At 38.1% G+C, this 18270-nt stretch carries 14 protein-coding genes and 1 pseudogene; all 15 read right to left on the bottom strand.

Annotated features, from left to right (window positions below):
* Positions 1-4: 4 nt before the first annotated feature.
* The gene (locus ABS768_RS06670; protein ID WP_330442603.1) at positions 5-355 is read right to left on the bottom strand and encodes a cytochrome C oxidase subunit IV family protein; all 351 of its coding nucleotides are present in this window, start codon (positions 353-355) and stop codon (positions 5-7) included.
* Between the two features lie 21 nt (positions 356-376).
* The gene (locus ABS768_RS06665; RefSeq protein ID WP_330442604.1) at positions 377-1363 is read right to left on the bottom strand and encodes a cytochrome c oxidase subunit 3; all 987 of its coding nucleotides are present in this window, start codon (positions 1361-1363) and stop codon (positions 377-379) included.
* Between the two features lie 47 nt (positions 1364-1410).
* Positions 1411-1995, bottom strand: coding sequence for a cytochrome c oxidase subunit 3 (locus ABS768_RS06660; protein ID WP_408074179.1), 585 nt, complete (start codon positions 1993-1995; stop codon positions 1411-1413).
* 2 nt (positions 1996-1997) lie between these two features.
* Complete coding sequence (cyoE, locus tag ABS768_RS06655; RefSeq protein ID WP_408074304.1) at positions 1998-2900, bottom strand: heme o synthase; 903 nt, start codon at positions 2898-2900, stop codon at positions 1998-2000.
* A gap of 254 nt (positions 2901-3154) precedes the next feature.
* Positions 3155-3898, bottom strand: coding sequence for a deoxyribose-phosphate aldolase (gene deoC / locus ABS768_RS06650; protein ID WP_408074178.1), 744 nt, complete (start codon positions 3896-3898; stop codon positions 3155-3157).
* A gap of 42 nt (positions 3899-3940) precedes the next feature.
* Positions 3941-4249, bottom strand: coding sequence for a VanZ family protein (locus ABS768_RS06645; RefSeq protein ID WP_408074303.1), 309 nt, complete (start codon positions 4247-4249; stop codon positions 3941-3943).
* Between the two features lie 46 nt (positions 4250-4295).
* Positions 4296-4676 (bottom strand): glycine cleavage system protein GcvH, encoded by a 381-nt coding sequence (gcvH, locus tag ABS768_RS06640; RefSeq protein ID WP_408074177.1) that lies wholly within the window; start codon positions 4674-4676, stop codon positions 4296-4298.
* A 61-nt stretch (positions 4677-4737) separates the two neighbouring features.
* Positions 4738-12108: a T9SS outer membrane translocon Sov/SprA gene (gene sov, locus ABS768_RS06635; RefSeq protein WP_408074176.1), complete on the bottom strand. Its 7371-nt coding sequence runs from the start codon at positions 12106-12108 to the stop codon at positions 4738-4740.
* A gap of 3 nt (positions 12109-12111) precedes the next feature.
* Positions 12112-12693: a Holliday junction branch migration protein RuvA gene (ruvA, locus tag ABS768_RS06630; RefSeq protein ID WP_408074175.1), complete on the bottom strand. Its 582-nt coding sequence runs from the start codon at positions 12691-12693 to the stop codon at positions 12112-12114.
* Positions 12694-12748: 55 nt separating this feature from the next.
* Positions 12749-15040, bottom strand: coding sequence for an NADP-dependent malic enzyme (locus ABS768_RS06625; protein WP_408074174.1), 2292 nt, complete (start codon positions 15038-15040; stop codon positions 12749-12751).
* Between the two features lie 94 nt (positions 15041-15134).
* A pseudogene (locus ABS768_RS06620) lies at positions 15135-15278 on the bottom strand (winged helix-turn-helix domain-containing protein); the annotation flags it as partial.
* A complete protein-coding gene (gene queG, locus ABS768_RS06615) occupies positions 15275-16198 on the bottom strand; it encodes a tRNA epoxyqueuosine(34) reductase QueG (protein ID WP_408074173.1) in 924 nt (307 codons plus the stop codon). The gene queG and the pseudogene ABS768_RS06620, both read right to left, overlap by 4 nt.
* A gap of 82 nt (positions 16199-16280) precedes the next feature.
* Positions 16281-16805 (bottom strand): hypothetical protein, encoded by a 525-nt coding sequence (locus tag ABS768_RS06610; RefSeq protein WP_408074172.1) that lies wholly within the window; start codon positions 16803-16805, stop codon positions 16281-16283.
* 33 nt (positions 16806-16838) lie between these two features.
* Entirely contained in the window at positions 16839-17858 is a 1020-nt protein-coding gene (gene ruvB, locus ABS768_RS06605) for a Holliday junction branch migration DNA helicase RuvB (protein WP_408074171.1), read from the bottom strand.
* A 24-nt stretch (positions 17859-17882) separates the two neighbouring features.
* Positions 17883-18185, bottom strand: coding sequence for a GNAT family N-acetyltransferase (locus ABS768_RS06600; protein ID WP_408074170.1), 303 nt, complete (start codon positions 18183-18185; stop codon positions 17883-17885).
* Positions 18186-18270: the final 85 nt, after the last annotated feature.

The following is an 18270-nucleotide window of genomic DNA, read 5'->3' as shown; positions in this document are numbered from 1 at the left end:
CTCTTTAGAATATCCATTTATATTGAGAAACCTGGAACACATCAAATACATAATTACCTTCTATAAGTAAGATGAACACTAAATAGATAATTAGGAATACCAGTGGAGCTACAATAGACCATCTTAAATTAGCCTTCTCCCCTTCAAGGTGCATGAAAGCCCACATGATATAATAAGCTTTTACTACTGTAAGGATAATAAATATCCAGTTAAGCAGGTGCATTTTAAACAAGTCAGTTTTGAAAAGGAAATCAGGTTTAATAATACCTAATGCTACCTCTACCACTGTAATTACTGACAGTAGTCCGAAAACGGTCCAGATTCTTTTTGTATTAGATTCGTGAGTATGTGCCATGACATTAATACTTTTTAACAATTAAACAAGATAGAAGAATGTAAATACAAACACCCAAACTAAGTCTACAAAGTGCCAGTAAAGACCAACTTTCTCCACCATTTCATAGCTTTTTCTTCTTTCATAAGTTCCTAACAGTACGTTAAGGAAAATAACAATATTGATCATTACCCCAGAGAAAACGTGGAAACCGTGGAAACCTGTAATAAAGAAGAAGAAGTTAGCAAACAATTTGTGACCGTATTCATTTCTAACAAGGTTAGCTCCCTCAACTACATATTTAGCATCTTTAATCCTTACCAGAGATTCTTCTCGTGAAAGTACTGTCTTATGTTTATCTTTAATTACTTCTGTTCTGATTAAAACTTCAGGATGTGCCTCAAGACCTTTTGCAACTTCCTCAACACTAAAACTTGGTAAAGCTGCAGAGTCTTCAAACCAAATACCATTACTTCTGGTATTGTTTACACGATCAGTTTGAATATGAGCAGCAAAATCAGCAAGCTTAACTCTTTCATAAGTACCATTTTCACCTTGTTTAACAAACTGAAGAATCGCACCACCTTTAGTTTCAATTGCTCCATATTCACCTTTGATAAAGTTTTTCCACTCCCAGGCCTGAGAACCTAAGAATATAAAACCTCCTACAATAGTAAGAGCCATATAAACAGCAACCTTTGTTTTTTTCAACTGGTGCCCCGCATCTACGGCAAGTACCATGGTTACTGATGAAAAGATCAGGATAAATGTCATGAACGCTACATAGTACATAGGTGCATCAACACCATGCATAAACGGGAAGTGATTAAACACCTCATCCGCAATAGGCCATGTTTCTATAAATTTAAATCTTGAAAAACCGTAAGCTGCAAGGAATCCTGAGAAAGTTAGAGCATCTGATACGATGAAGAACCACATCATCATCTTGCCGTAACTCGCACCCATAGGTTCATTACCGCCCTCCCATGTTTTACCTGTAGTAGCTGAAGAAGTAACTGTCGCTGCCATAAAAGTTAGTTAATTATAAAAAGTTTCCAAATTTACATTTTTTTTTATTAATAGAAATACAAAAACAAAAACAAGTAAACCCACAAAACATCGAGAAAGTGCCAAAACATCGCACCTAACTCTATACCAAGCGTTTGAGAAGGGTTGTATTTTTGTTTAAAATGATTATAAATTACCACCAAAAGCACAATAAGCCCGGCAAAAAGGTGAGCCATGTGCACCACAATAACAATGTAAACAAAAGATGTTGTTACACTGCTCTCACTTCCGGTGAAAAAATAACCGTTTTCTATTATCTCATTAAAGCCGTGAAACTGACAAAAAACAAAAGCAATACCCAGTGCCAGCGTAGCTAAAAGCATAGTACCCGCCATACTGTTATTACCTTTTTTCACAAAGGTTTTTGCCATGTGAAACGTAATACTACTTAAAAGTATAACTACAGTACTGATTACAAAAGCCTGCGGAAGCTTAAAGTCATTAACCCAATCCGGCCTCGAAGCACTCACAACATAAGCGCTCGTTAAACCCGCAAAAGTCATAAACATACTAATCATAGCAAACCAAAGCAGCATTTTCTTTGATTTTGCATTTCTTTCCATATGCTCCTGGGCAGTCATTTTCTCTACCATAATTATCTAATAAATTTATCAAGCACATATATCACCTGTAAAAGAGAGATATATGATACACTTACCAACATAAGTTTTCGGGCTGTAGGCCCATCCATTTTTTTATAAAGCTTTATTGCATAAACCAGCATCCAAAGCCCAACAAGCAATACAACACCTGCCGATATATAACTTAATTTAAGCTCGCCTGTAAATCCTGTAACAGGAAGCAACGATGCTAATATCAACCAAACAGTATACAATATGGTATATAGAGCCGTTTTTTTATCTTTCTTTTTTGTAGGAAGCATAAAGAAACCTGCTTTTTTATAATCGTCATATAAAAACCAGCCAATAGCCCAAAAGTGAGGAAACTGCCAGAAAAACTGAATCATAAACAGTGTACCCGCTTCAATACCAAAATTATTTGTTGCTGCCACCCACCCTAACATAAAAGGTATAGCCCCTGGGAAAGCCCCTACAAATACAGCAAGAGGTGTTTTGGTTTTTAAGGGAGTATATACACTCGTGTAAAGAAAAATTGAGATTGCCCCAAACATTGCTGTTTTAGGATTAATAGCATAAAGTATCCCTATCCCTAACACAGTAAGCAAACAGCCTAACCAAAAAGCATTTTTCACAGATATTTTCCCCGAAGGCACAGGCCTGTTTTTTGTCCTGTCCATAAGGGAATCCAAGTCTTTTTCTATAATCTGGTTAAAAACATTTGATGCCCCAACCATACAGTAGCCGCCTATTCCAAGTAAAATAAATGTAAGCCAGCTAAACGGATGTATATCGGAGAAGCCTAACAGATATCCTGCCATTGAGGAAAAAACAACACTTACCGCAAGCCTTGCCTTGGTAATTGCTGTAAAATCTGCAAATAAAGACTTAACGGAAATAGTTTTTTCAGTAGTATCCAAAGTAATTTTCATTGTTTTCAAAAACTGGCGCAAAGATACTTGAAAAATTGCTTTTCATCAAAGCATTAGCTTTTTAAAAAGGGATTTTATAAAAAAAATATTTTTTTTTAGCACCCAACGCAACCTTTTGCGACAAATACGCATCTATATATATACAGCTGCTAAGGTAGTGCAGGTGTAACGAAAAAGAAAAATTGGGAAAAATTGCTATGAAAAAGAAACCTTCCTCCATACCGGGAAGGTTTTTTTTGTTTTTAATATTCACCCGAAACCTGTTCGCCGGCAATTATCTGATTAGCCAAAGACGTACCAATACGCTTTACTCCAAGCCGTATCATCTGTACAGCTTCATTATAATTACGTATTCCTCCGGCAGCTTTAACAGGCAGTGGAAATGAATTTTCAAGCATCAGTTTGATTGAATGAATAGTTGCTCCATTAGGCAAACCCTTTTCAGTTTTATAAAACCCTGTTGATGACTTCACAAAAACATTAAAATAATCAGGTTCTGAAAAATAAGTAAGTACAATATTTTTAATTAATACAGTAATGGAGATAATCTCTTTATCTGATAATGCTGCCACTTCTATTATCCACTTCACCACCTTTTTATGATCTAAACCCAAACGGGTACATTCAATCACATCAGTCTTCACTTTCTCTATATCACCTCTTTTATAAGCCTTATAATCAATCACAAAATCAAGTTCATCGGCACCCCATTCAATACATTCACGAGCCTCTTCTAACTTTTTAAACAATGTACCCTCACCCTCAGGAAAATCAACCACGGTCCCAATCAAGACCTTACTTCTTTCAACAGAAAGTAATTCCTTAACAAAAGTAACCGTTTCAGGCCTTACCATAACCAATTTATAACCATTAATCACAGCATCTCTAACTAGACTTTTCACGACCTCGTTATTATCCTTAATGGTAACACCTGCCATAGCAGGAGTTTTTAAATAGGTAGAATCTATATATTGCCTTACATCCATAGCATAAAAATAAAAAATCCCGCATAATGCGGGATTTTATTATTACTTATTTTTATTTAAAAGCCAAAAAAGTATAGTTCCTAATAATGCTCCGCAAGTATTCACCAGAGCATCTGTAAAGTCAGGGCTTCGTGTTACTGTAAACAGTTTTTGACATAGCTCTATTATAACACCGTAAAAAACTGCAACAATAAAAATCAAAAACCTGGCTTTTATATTTTGTCTACCTTTAAAGGTATAATTCCATAAAAGGACAAACACAAAATAAAAAGTAAAATGAACTATCTTATCTTTATGTGGGATTGGAAAGCGTTCAAACTCATTAAAGTTGTTAGCAGGTATAAGGCACATAACTGCTGTTATGACCATCCATATTACCGCACCCCAAAAAAACGTATTACGCGCCAATTAACTCTTTATATTGATCACTAGTTAAAAGTTCACTTTCCTCTGCAGAGTTAGAAATTTTTACTTTAACCATCCAACCGTCACCATAAGGATCAGTGTTAACTGTTTCCGGTGCAGTCTCAAGAGACTCATTAAATTCAATTATTTCTCCAGATAGAGGCAAGAAAAGATCAGATACTGTTTTTACTGCTTCAACCGTACCAAAAACTTCATCTTTATCAAGAGTCTGGTCAAGGGTATCAACCTCTACATAAACAATATCACCTAGTTCTTTTTGAGCAAAGTCTGTAATACCTACAGTAGCTACATCTCCATCAATTTTAACCCACTCGTGGTCTTTTGTGTACTTTAAATCTGCCGGAATATTCATGTTAGTTTATATTTTTAGCAAATGTATGCTGAATAAAAATAATTATAAAATGTTTTTTTTATTAATTTCCAAAATTATACCTCAAAGTAAAGCCTGATCGAATATTTGTTAACGGATAGGCTGTTGAAATTACCGCTTTAGAGAACGAATGGTCATAATAGAATATAGCAGTTAAGTTTTTACTAAACGAATAACTTGCTGTAAACTTAACCGACCATATGTTTTGACCACCTCCCAGCTGGTTGTTATCATAATCAAGATAGCGTACTATAGTTTCATTTTTTCTCAGTGTAAAATCGGCTTTTAGGTCAATATCACTCTTAATAACATTAGTAGGGTTATCTGCCAGGCTTGAATTAATTGTAACATCTTTAATACGGTAACCTAGCCCTACAGTATACTCATTACCCTTAACCTCAGTTAAAAGGTTATTATCAAAACTCATGTTAAGCGTACGGTCTTTTTTAATCTCTGCCAATATCTTAATAGAGTTTTTCATCTCCATGTCAATACGTATAAGCGGATTAAACTGCTCTGCAAGGTTAATATTGGATATAATATACTTGTTAGCAAAGTTACCGTTAGCATCTATAGGTGTTGATTCATACTCCAAATTAGTCCTGTAAGAGTTAATATTGTATGAAGCCCTGTAACCGTGCTGTAGTGAGAATCGCTTAAACCTTTCTTTAAAGTATTTGTAACGCATTAAACCTGTATACTTAACTACCCAGTTAGGAAGCGGAACATCTCTAAACGGACTTGTTTTTACCTTTGAAGCATCCTGACCTGAATAAGCCGAAAGGAATGCCGGAAGTAATACCGCCTGTGAGTTTTTACCATAACCTAAAGGATAACCGGCATTGGCAACGCTATATTCACTACCTGCATTACCGTCAAGCGGACCGTTATAAACAGGAAAGTTAGGAGTACCATAACGCTGTTCAGCCAGCCTGTTTGCCACTACCAGCCTGTTTTCACGGAACTGATCAAAAGCTTCAGATGAATTCACATCACTCTTACTAAATGCCGTTTTAATAAGTATAGTACTCATTTGAAGGTTACCTGTAGAATATGGTGACTGTGGTATATATTCACCTCCATCAACATAATATTGTTCCGAATCATTTCTTGAATAAGTCCTGTCGGCTGTTAGATCAATTTTTAAGTCAGGGAATAAATCAATTGAAGCCGTTATATTCAATACCTGGGTCTTAACCCTTGTAAAATTCTGATTGTATTGATCATAATTAGTAAGATATCCATTTCGAGCCATTTCATACCTTATATCACCCTGACTACCAAACACGAAATCAAGCCCGGGTTTAGTTGTTCCAAAGAAACCTATGCCAGGTATATACCCCGGAAGCACTGTACCTCTTCTCTCTTCATAATTAACATTTATGTTCTTCACACTGGTTACAACACCTATAAGCCCATTTAAAAACACATTGCCATCATCACCTGTTTTTTGATTATTAGTAATTTTTTGACCAGGTTTAGGTGCCTGTGGTTTTGGCTTGGCATTTTTAGCCGTTTTTTTAGCAGTAAGCCCTATGTATTTATAAAAAACATCCATATTAAAGCCTGTATTTAACTTATGGCTGCTATTATTTTGAATTAAATTACCTAAATCATAAGTTGTAACACTACCATCTTCATTAGTTCTGTCAAAGTATCTTAAACCATCTGTAGAACGTTGCCAGTTAAACGTTGAAGTATATGTATATACCGGTTTAATAAAGCTAAACATAGGCAACTTATTAATAGGAATATCATAATTCACAGTAAGCTGCTGTGTGTGCTGATTTGCCGAACCTATATTCCAAAAGTCATCCCATATGGTAAAGTCTTCAATAGGCACATTATTCTCATCCAGATAATTTCTTACAACATTACTGGTAGCCACAGCATAATTAAACCTAAGCCCTTTAGACAGATTATAGTTAAAGCCATACTGGTAATTAAAGAAATAATTCCTCCTGTAAAGCGGATTAATAGGAATACCTTCCACATCTACGTTCCTGAATTGCTGCCTGTTATATTGCCTTAATATATTTGAACTGAAAGAAATATTAGTAGGTAAATAATTAAAATTAAAATCCCTTAGCAGTTTCCAATACTGGCTTTTACTCATAAACTTCGTTTTAGCCAAAGGCTCTATGGGTTTACTGTTAAAAGCATAACTATAGTCAACAGATGTCCTTACCTGCTGATCCAGCAAATCTTCCACTTCATAATCATGGTGGTTGGTTTGGTTATATGAATACGACAGCGTAAAGTTTTCAGGATCGTATACATGAGGTTTTTGTTCAGGCGACCTGTTCTTTTTAACCCCTATAAAGTTTATACTTTTTGTCTTCGTATACTCTATAGCCCTGTCTTTAAGATTATCTTTTTCGGCCTGCGTCTCTGCTAAATCTATCAATTGATCCAGTCGTACATCCTGCTGGAACGGATCATATTCAGGCGTGATTATTTCTTCACCTACACCATAGTTAAACGGCAGATTAATACCCCATTTTTTAGGGAGCAACTGCCCCAAATTAAGGTTTGTTACAATATTATACTGTTTTGCATCTTCCCTGCTTCTTTCATTAGGCCCCTGCTCAATAGTACCAAAGCCAATTGTACTCACCCTACCCGTTGCAGAAAAGTTTGCAAAATCAGCAAAGTTGGTATCCATACTGGCAAGTGCTGCCATACCGCCACTACTATCCATATCTGAAAGACGCAGCTCGTTAAACCAAACTTCACCTCTAAGGTTTCTGGCTCCGGTATCACCTACTTCATATCCGTTTTTAACCCCCACCATTAAGGTACGCACCAAACCAAAGTTAGGATTACCTTTAATTCTTACCGTCATCCTGTCGCCAAGGGAAGCATCTAAATCACTCACATTAGCATACCTTGCCCCTTCCTGGTCAATAGGAAGGTTATCCTGCATGGCCAGAATTTTTATTTGGGTAAGTAATTCCAGCGGTAAGTTAATTTCGTTATCCTCCGGCCAAATATCTTCTGCACTAGTTGCTCCAAGAGGAGTCAAATCCAGTTCAATCTCTACCTGATAATAGTTATCGGTAAAGTCATTACCAAAACGGATAAATGCTTTTAGCTCTCTGTTTTCAACTGCACCGTTTTCAGGTATATTACCTCCGCCGGCAGATAGCGCCTCGGCATGCAGAAACATTCTCAGTTTTTTAAACTGACGCATATCCACATTTACATTTTTAAACACAGCACGAGAGTCACCCGGTTCTAAACCACCGTCTGTACCCGATCCGTTGGTAGAGTAAACCCTTAACGATAAAGCCTGCTCATTTTGGTTAATTACAGCAGTACCGCTATATAGCTGCTCACGAACAACTCCCGGTGGCGACACATAATTAATAGGTGTACGCGACCCGTTCTCCTGTACGTTAAGCGATGTTACATCAAAACCGGTTTGTGTATCATTAGTATCTCCGTCAGGATCTGTATCTTCATCAAATATTCCGGTATATCTCCTCCATTCACCCCTTACAAGGTCTAAGGCACCAAACCTTAAGGTTATTTCCTCTTTAAATCCGGAAACAAACATCCTCATAAAACGTATAGAACGGGTATTCGTTATACCTCCTACTGCATACTCTTCATCATCCTCATCCGGCACTTCAATAGGCACTTTATACAGTAGCCATCTACCGGTAGCCTGATTACTGCCCGCGTCACCATTATTACCAGGCACTTCTACACTAAAAGGTCTTGCATCTATAACGTAACCCTGTCCAGGCTGAACCCCCGGTTCAATAGGAATTCTATATCTGTAATAAGCATCAATGGTATTCATGGTATTATCCCTGTTGATGTCTTCTACATCAGGAAGGGAAGTAGAACCCCTGCTATTGCTGGTAACATCTACAGGAGAGTTTCCTTCTGTACCATTATAATTTCTATATCTATTTATCACGTCGCCATCGGCATCAAGGAAAAACTGATAGTTATCTCCCGAAGGATCTTCATAACCACCATATCCTTGAGCAGCAAATTTTGCAGCCTCTTCTTCATCACTTAAACCATCAAGACCTACATCCTGTAAAGCCCTGTTACCCGTATCGGTATCAAAAGCATAAATAAGTGATTGAGAAACGGGAACCCTACTCCACGAAGAAGTAAATGTTGGCTGTGTCCCCCCCGCTGCAGGAAGTCCGTTCTCGTATTGTTTACGGTTATCTTTTAATATATCTTCAGATATTTCACCAAGGTTGATTTCAAGCATACCGGTATTAGTAGGATCGGCTACGTCTCCCGCATTACCTGAATACGGGTCAAGAACCCAAAACTGAATATATTCAACATTCGTCTGCTCAAAATTGGTAGAGGTTATAGACCTCATTATACCTGCCCAGTTTTGTTCTGCCTGACCTTGATCAAAAATACCTCCTGTACCCGCTACTGTCGGATTGTAGTTATAGGGTCCTCTTTCCTGCGGAAAATAAGTAAGATCTAGAGTATTAACTACAGTAGTTTGACCCGGTGCTACATCGGTTACAGGATAAAGCTCACTATAATATACACGCCTCGTTCTGTTAGAAGACAGGTCATCATCACTAACACCTGTAGGGCGCTGATTTGTAAAGAATGTAGGGTCTATGGTATACCACGCAAGTTTTGCTCTTTGGTACCCGTAAGAAAGATCATCTACAGGTGGTGCATTACCCGGAAACAGGGTAATTGGTGCACTGGCAAGCGACCACGATAGTGGCGAACGCATATCTATAGTGGTTTGTGAACCTTCAAAGTCATCTACATAAGTAGTAGGTTCACTGTTAAACTGGTCTGCCTTTGAGGCTCCCGGTTGTAAGTATGCTATTTCACCCCTAAACGATAAGTTAGAAGGAACATCTGTATCTATATTAGGAAGTTTATTAACTAAGCGTGTAAAGAAAGGCACTTCGGTAGAATACGTCGTATTAAGTCCGAAAATTGTATTGTTAACCGATTCCTGTCCGTAATTTGTTTTTTGGGTAAATGGCCTTTCTGCCATATTCAATAAGGTAGCCCCCACTAAAAATTTGTCAGTAAACTTATGTTCAACATAAACCCCGGCAAAGCGGCGTGTTTGCTGCCCAAATACTGCATTATTCTCAACAGAAACCTCAATAGGAGTATTAGAATTTTGAAGGGAGGCATCTAAAATTTGTACTCTACCTAACTGATAGTTCACTGTATAGTCTACACCCTCAACAAGTGTACGACCACCGGCTGTCACCACAACCGAACCCTGAGGAATATTAAATGCCCCCAAAGAGATACCATCGCCTCCAGTAGATTTGAACTTACCTCTTAACTGAAACTTATTTTTTGCGCTTTCCTGCGATGCATCTGCCTGTGTACTCATGTACAGCCTGCGGTATACATATTTTTCCTGGTTAGCGTTATAAGTGGTTTCATTTTGATCAGCATAATCCTCTAAGTTATCTAACCTTAATTTCTCAAACAGGTATTTACCAAACGGCTCTACAGTAGTAAAGATTAAATTACCGTTTTGTGTGTTTACAGTAATCCCCGGATAAAAGTCAAAGAAACCGTCACCACCTGGCTGCGGGTCATTAGCATAGCTTAACCTATCCACATTAAACACATTCAAAAGAGGCGTTTCCGAAACACCTGTATTTGGGAACGGATCAATGACGTTACCGTTAACATCTGTAGCCGGAGTAATATAGTTTAGCGGAGAAGGATCGGTATAAAGTATATTCATCTTAAAATCCTCCTGCTCTAACTGGTAAGCTCCCGGAATTGAATAGATATTTTTCATCATCAAATCCCAAACCGGCTCACCTACATTTACCAAACTACTCTTAAGCATCTTTAATATAAGACTCTTGGTACTGATAGATGCGTCTTCATTCGGATTATCTGACTCTGTTACCGAAGTGGCATCAGTACCATCTGTTGCAAATTCACCAACCTGGTATACCTGATCACCAATGGTATACTGATAAGCTACAGCAAGGATCTCGTCATTAGAAAGCCTTTGGTTTAATGATATATAACCTAACTGCGGATGAAATGTATATTCATTTGTAGTAAGTTTCCTTGCATTTTCAAGTTTAGCATAGTCACGTCCTTCGTTAGCATCAAGACCTCCTATAAAGCTATTGTTACTTAGCGTTACTATTTCCCTTACAGACGGACTTAAAAACTGGCTACTTCCGTTGTCAACAAGAGAAGGATCAAGTCCGTTATTACTATTATCAGATGGCGAGTTAGGCCCCGAAGTAAAGAAACCTCCCGGCGCACCACTACTGGCAAAACCTACAGCATCACTTGTAATATCTGTATTATCATAATAACTGGTTAATTGCGATTCACCTAAATCCTGAAGTGCAAGAATATTTCTGGAGTTGTTTTCCTGAGAATTAATTCTGTTTTGCCTGTTTGTAACCCATACTTCCACACGGGTAATTTGTACACGGCTATCAATTAAAGGATATTGTTTTAATGCCTTATCATAATTATTTCTAAACCATTGAGAAAGGAAGAAGTGCTTATCGCTATCATAGTCGGCAGCAAAGAAGCTAAACTCCTGTACTGTACCACCTCCCTGAGCGGTTATGGTTTTGGTTTGTGATTTCTGTTCTGAGAAAATTCCCGTTACGGTAGTTTTCCCAAACTGGAACTGTGCCTTAACACCAAAAAGGCTTTGCGCCCCTCTAACTAATGAGTTAGATAGCGGAAAGCTAACATTACCTACTTCAATTTTCTGTATAATATCATCCTCATCAGGAGTATATTCCAGTTTGATCAGGTTTTGGAATGCAAAGGTCGACTCGGTATCATAATTAGCCGTTACCCCTAATTTTGTACCTACCTGTCCCTGTAAACTCATACTTATCCTCTGGTCAAAATCAAAGGTAAAGGTGCTCCTGTTTCTTGGTGAAAGTGATGGGTTATCCTGCTTGGTATACCTAACCCCCAAGTCAAGCTCTACCGAACCCTGAGGTTTAATATCAATGGTATTACCTCCAAATATGGTTTCAAAGAATTTGGAGTTTACATAATACCTGGGAAGCAGATTTTTCTGTTCTTCCTCAGTTCCTTTACCATCAAGCGCTTTTGATTTTTGCTGATAGTATTCGCGAATGGATTCACGAAGAACCAGCTCTTCATACTCCTCGGGAGTAAGAATAAGCGGATAGTTGATATTAAAATCATCTACGCTTTCCGTGTAGATATATTTATTTGTAATAGGGTCATAAGTATAGCCTTGTACTATACTCCTGGGATTTTCGAGCTCTACCCTTGCAGTACTGTAACCGGTAAGAGTATCCTGTTTTTCGTTATCATCTTCATCATCCTGTGCTTGTGCGGTTAGATTGAAAAATAAGAACAATAGCGAAACGGCCAGTCTTAACTTTATATAAAAATCTTTAGAGTATTCTGTTTTCAAGGACTATAAATTTTTTAATGCTTGTTTGATAATTGTTTCAACAGTAACATCCGGATTTTCCCTAACAATCTTATCTACAACTTTTTCTGCAGCCTTTTTGTTAAATCCTAAAACCTCTAACGCAGATAACGCCTCATCTTTATTTGTATTGTAACCTGATACCGAAACTTCACCCAAATCATACACTTTTAACACTTTATCCTTAAGGTCAAGTATTACCCTTTGTGCTGTTTTTGCACCAATCCCTTTTATAGACTGAATTGTTGCCACATCTCCCGATGCGATGGCGTTTATAATTTGTTTCGGCTCAAGCGAAGAGAGCATTGTACGAGCCGTACCTGCCCCCACTCCTGAAACAGAAATAAGAAGCTTAAATAATTCCCTTTCGGCTTTTTCTATAAAGCCAAAAAGGGTATGTGCGTCTTCCTTAACCTGTAAAAAGGTATACAACCTTATGTTTTCAGAATCAGGCAAAAGAGAAAAGGTGTGCAGGGAAATATTAACCTGGTAACCAACCCCATTACAGTCTATTACTACTTCTGTTGGTGTTTTCTCAACAAGTCTTCCCTGAAGATGTGCTATCATAACATTTTTTTATCCGTTCCCAAAAATAATAAAATTCTCTAATGATTACTATGTATTAATTTTTTGCCATTTTTAGGCGCTTTTCCTTTTCCTGAGCATCTACAACAGCCACTGCTGCCATATTTACCATCTCCTCTACACTGGCACCTAACTGGAATACGTGAACAGGCTTATTCATACCAAGCATTATAGGCCCGATAGAAACTACTTTATTCAGCTCTTTTAACAACTTATAAGTAATATTAGCTGCATCCAAGTTAGGAAAAATTAATGTATTAACCTTTTTTCCTGCAATTTTTGAAAAAGGAAACTTATCTTTTGACATTTCTGCATTTAAGGCAAAATCGGCCTGAACTTCTCCATCTACCAGTAAATCAGGATAATCACGATGAAGTATCTGTACAGCCTGCCTTACTTTTACTGCCTCAGGATCTGGTGACGAACCATAGTTTGAAAACGATACCATTGCAATTACAGGCTCCATACCAAACATCCTTACCGTTCTTGCCGTCATAATAGCGATTTTAGCTAACTCTTCAGCATTCGGATTTGGATTAATAGCTGTATCTGAAAGAAACATAGGTCCGCGTTTGGTAAGCATCAGGTTAGTAGTAGCAATTTTACTTACACTTTGTGCTTTACCTATAAGCTGGATAATAGGCTTAACTGTAGCAGGATAACTCCTTGAATATCCTGTAACCATAGCATCGGCATCCCCTTCGTTCACCATCATTGCTGCAAAGTAGTTACGCTCACGCATCCACTTTTGAGCATCTAAAAGACTCACACCCCTACGACGTCTTGAACCCCAAAACACATCGGCATAACGGTTTCTTCTCTCCGCTTCCTCATCGGTTTTCGGATCAATAATAGCCACTTCGGCTTCAAAACCTATCTCTTCTTTAAGTTCATTTATAATTTCGCTGTTACCTAACAGGATTGGAATACCAATTTTCTCCTCATGAACAATTTGTGCCGCTTTAAGCACATCAAGATGATCTGCCTCGGCAAATACAATTCGTTTAGGATCGGTTTTAGCCCTGTTGGTAAGCAGTCTTACCATTTTATTATCATTACCTAACCTGTCCAGAAGCTCTTCGGCATACTTATCCCAGTCGGTTATAGGGTTTAATGCTACTCCCGATTCCATTGCTGCCTGAGCAACTGCCGGTGGTACCACAGCTATAAGCCTTGGATCAAAAGGTTTCGGAATAATATAATCACGACCAAAGTTAAGCTTGGTCTCACCATAAGCGATATTAACCTGCTCGGGTACCGGAGCTTTAGCGAGTTCGGCAAGCGCCTTAACAGCTGCCATTTTCATAGTCTCGTTAATTTTTGTTGCCCTAACATCCATAGCACCCCTAAAGATATAAGGAAAACCCAGCACATTATTCACCTGGTTAGGATGGTCAGACCTACCGGTTGCCATAATAATATCATCACGTGTTGCAATTGCAAGGTCATAATCAATTTCCGGAATCGGGTTTGCCATTGCAAACACAATTGGATCGTGATTCATGGTAAGCAGCATTTCCGGAGTAAGTACATTACCTACCGAAAGTCCTAAAAACACATCGCTTCCCTTAACCGCTTCGGCTAAAGTAACAGGCTCTGCATCTTTAGCATATTTCATCTGAAGATCTAATAAATCGGTACGGCTTTTTACAAGCATACCGTCTTTATCAAACATGGTTATATTTTCGGCCTTTACCCCTAAAAGCAGATAAAGGTTAGCACATGCCAAAGCAGCCGATCCAGCACCCGAAACCACTACCTTAACATCTTCTATTTTTTTATCAGCAAGTTCCAACGCATTTAAAAGTGCAGCCGAAGAAATTATGGCCGTACCGTGCTGGTCATCGTGCATTACAGGTATATTAAGCTCTTCAACAAGCCTCCTTTCAATTTCAAAAGACTCAGGCGCTTTAATATCCTCAAGATTGATACCCCCAAAAGTAGGAGCTATATTTTTTACCGTTTCGATAAATTTATCTACATCTTTGGTATCCACCTCAATATCAAAAACATCAATGTCGGCAAAAATCTTAAACAAAAGGCCTTTACCTTCCATTACAGGTTTAGATGCCTCCGGGCCTATATCTCCCAGACCTAAAACTGCTGTACCGTTTGATATCACGGCTACAAGGTTTCCTTTTGCTGTATATTTATAAACGTTATTTACATCTTTGGCTATTTCAAGACATGGCTCTGCCACCCCAGGAGAATAAGCTAACGACAAATCCCTTTGTGTTGCATATTTCTTTGTAGGCACCACCTGTATTTTACCCGGATGGGGTTTGGCGTGGTATAAAAGTGCTTCTCTACGCTTACTGTACTTGTTCATTCTATTTACTTTTATTACAGAACTTACAAAGGTAAGCGTATCGCTGAAATTGAGAAATTTTTAAGAACTTTCTTTTTATTTAATTAATGAGTAATTAACAAATGAGTTTATAGCCAAAACCTCGAACATTTACAATCTCTACCGAAGCATCTTCACTCAGCTTTTTCCTGAGCTTTGTTATATACACATCCATATTTCGTGTGGTAAAAAAATTATCATCTCCCCAAAGTCGCATCAGGGCTTAAGGAAATTTATATTTCTTTTAAGCCCCTCAAATTTTGTACGCTTAACAGCCGAGTTTTTAAACACCGCCCTAAAAGTTTCTTCGGTAATTTCATCCCAGTCCTTTTTTGTCATGGAAAGCAAATCAGGGTGCGGATTAAATAACGGTTCACGATGTGGTTTGGAAAAACGGTTCCACGGACATACATCCTGACAAACATCACAACCAAAAGCCCAGTCGTCAAACTTGCCCCTCATCTCTGTCGGAATGTTTTCCTTAAGCTCAATGGTAAAATAGGAAATACATTTACTGCCATCTACTACATAAGGCTCTATTATTGCCTGCGTAGGACAGGCATCAATACAGGCTGTACAGCTTCCGCAATGATCGGTAGTTACCCCATCGTATTCCAAATCTATATCAACAATAAGCTCAGCAATAAAAAAGAAGGAGCCCACCTGCTTACTTAACAGATTACTGTTTTTGCCTATCCAGCCCAAGCCGCTTTTTGCAGCCCATGCTTTATCAAGCACAGGAGCCGAATCTACAAAAGCCCTACCTCCTACTTCGCCTATATTTTCCTGAATGGAATTTAAAAGTTCCTTAAGCTTGGATTTTATTACAAAGTGATAATCCTGCCCATAGGCATATTTTGATATTTTATAACTCCCTTCTGTTTGGGTTTGTTCAGGATAATAATTGAGTAATAGAGAAATCATACTTTTAGCTCCGTCTACAAGCAGGGTTGGATCTAACCTTTTATCAAAGTGATTCTCCATGTACTGCATTTTCCCGTTCCTATTGTCGTTAAGCCACTTTTCCAAACGGGGCGCTTCCTCTTCCAGAAACCCGGCCTTAGATATACCGCATGACAAAAAACCGAGGCGTTTGGCTTCGGCTTTTATAAAATCGGAATATCGTTTTCTGTTATCCAAGGTAAGCTATAATTACACAGGCAAAGTTACCAAAAGCAACCACACCCTCAAAACAATAAAAAAGCCGCTAATAGCGGCTTTTTTATTGTTTTATATTATCTACGTTTACATAGAAGTACTGTATACTGTCCTTATACCGTTTCATACTTTTTTTGATAAGCTTATCCTTAAACTTAGCATACCTGGCAAAATAATAAAAGGCATAATACTTTTTAGAAGCATCAAGTTTAAGCGTTTCACCTCCCTGAATAGTTTCAAAAACTTTATTTACATCTCCGTCAAACTTCATATCATACATGCTAAGAGTATCCTTAACCTGAGATTTCATTTCAAAAAAACCATCCATGTAGTACGGATACTCCATATAACAGGTTCCGGCTTTAAGCCTTTGCATCTGCCTGTTTAAAACAATAAGATTAGGCTGACCTTTTTCAAGATACTGAGCCTGTAAGTCGTTCTTTATAAAATATAAATCTTCCTGAGGTATACCTATACTCTTTGCATACAATTTGATTTCATCTTTGGTATACGCATCGGCTATACCTTTGTAAGAAAGGAGCGCAACAGCTCCCACCAATAGTAAGGATGGAATTAAAAATCTTTTCATTAATAATTATATTGGTTGGTTAATAGTTAAATGCTAAAACAATCCTCCCTGTGTTATTCTAATCTTACCAAGATGCTTATAAGCTTTCTCAGTTACCTCCCTACCTCTTGGGGTTCTTACTATAAAACCTTCCTGAATAAGGAAAGGCTCGTATACTTCTTCAATAGTCTCTCCGCTTTCAGACACTGCTGTTGCCAGTGTAGACAAACCAACAGGTCCACCTTTAAACTTATCGATTATAGTGTTAAGTATCTTATTATCCATTTCATCAAGACCATGAGCATCTACATTAAGAGCCTTAAGTGAATATCTGGCTATCTCGATATCAATTTTACCATTACCTTTTATCTGGGCAAAATCACGCACTCGTCGTAAAAGTGCATTGGCAATACGGGGTGTACCACGACTACGACCTGCTATCTCAATAGCAGCTTCCATAGTAATAGGCATTTTAAGTATGGCAGAACTACGCTCCACTATACTTGTTAAAAGCTCGGTAGTATAATACTGAAGTCGGCTTGAAATACCGAAACGGGCACGCATAGGCGCAGTTAATAAACCCGAACGGGTTGTAGCCCCAACCAGTGTAAACGGATTAAGACCTATTTGTACTGAGCGGGCATTAGGCCCCGACTCAATCATGATATCTATTTTAAAATCCTCCATAGCCGAATAGAGATATTCCTCCACAACAGGGCTAAGACGGTGAATTTCATCTATAAAAAGTATATCCCTTTCATCAAGATTGGTAAGCAGTCCGGCTAAATCGCCCGGTTTATCTAAAACAGGCCCTGAAGTGATTTTAATACCAACGCCCAGCTCATTTGCCAGTATGTTTGCCAAAGTGGTTTTACCAAGCCCGGGAGGACCATGAAACAGGGTATGATCTAAAGCCTCGTCACGAAAGTTTGCCGCTTCTACAAATACCTTTAGGTTTTCCAACACCTGATCCTGCCCTGTAAAATCATCAAACGACAGGGGTCTCAGCTTTTTCTCCAGGTCAAGCTCTTCGGGATTGAAGTTTTTATTAGTAGGATCTAAATTCTCATTCATATGGCAAATATAATTTAATTAGGCTCACATTTGATAACCTTCCGACAGCACATCACTCCACTGTGGGTTATCATCAATAAAATGCGCCACGTAAGAACAGGCCGGCACAACTATTAAATTGTTTTCCCGGCAATACGCCAGGCTTTTCTCAACAAGTTTTGCCGCAATGCCCCTTCCTCTCAAATCAACAGGAACTTCAGTATGGTTTAAAAATATTTTTTTGCCATCGGTATAGTATTCCAAAAAAGCAATATTATCTTCATCCACAACCAGTTCAAACTGATTCATGTTTTTATTAACGCTAAAAGTATAATCGTCTGCCATCATATCATTATTTCTTATTTTATATAAAAATAAGCATTTAAACAAAAAGCCTCCCTGTTAGGAGAGGCTTTTATTATGATATGAACCA

Source organism: Flavobacterium rhizophilum, from assembly GCF_046000485.1.
In the GTDB taxonomy this organism is placed as follows: domain Bacteria; phylum Bacteroidota; class Bacteroidia; order Flavobacteriales; family Flavobacteriaceae; genus Flavobacterium; species Flavobacterium rhizophilum.
The sequence above is the reverse complement of the archived record's forward strand: the minus strand, read 5'-3'. Positions and strand labels throughout refer to the sequence as shown.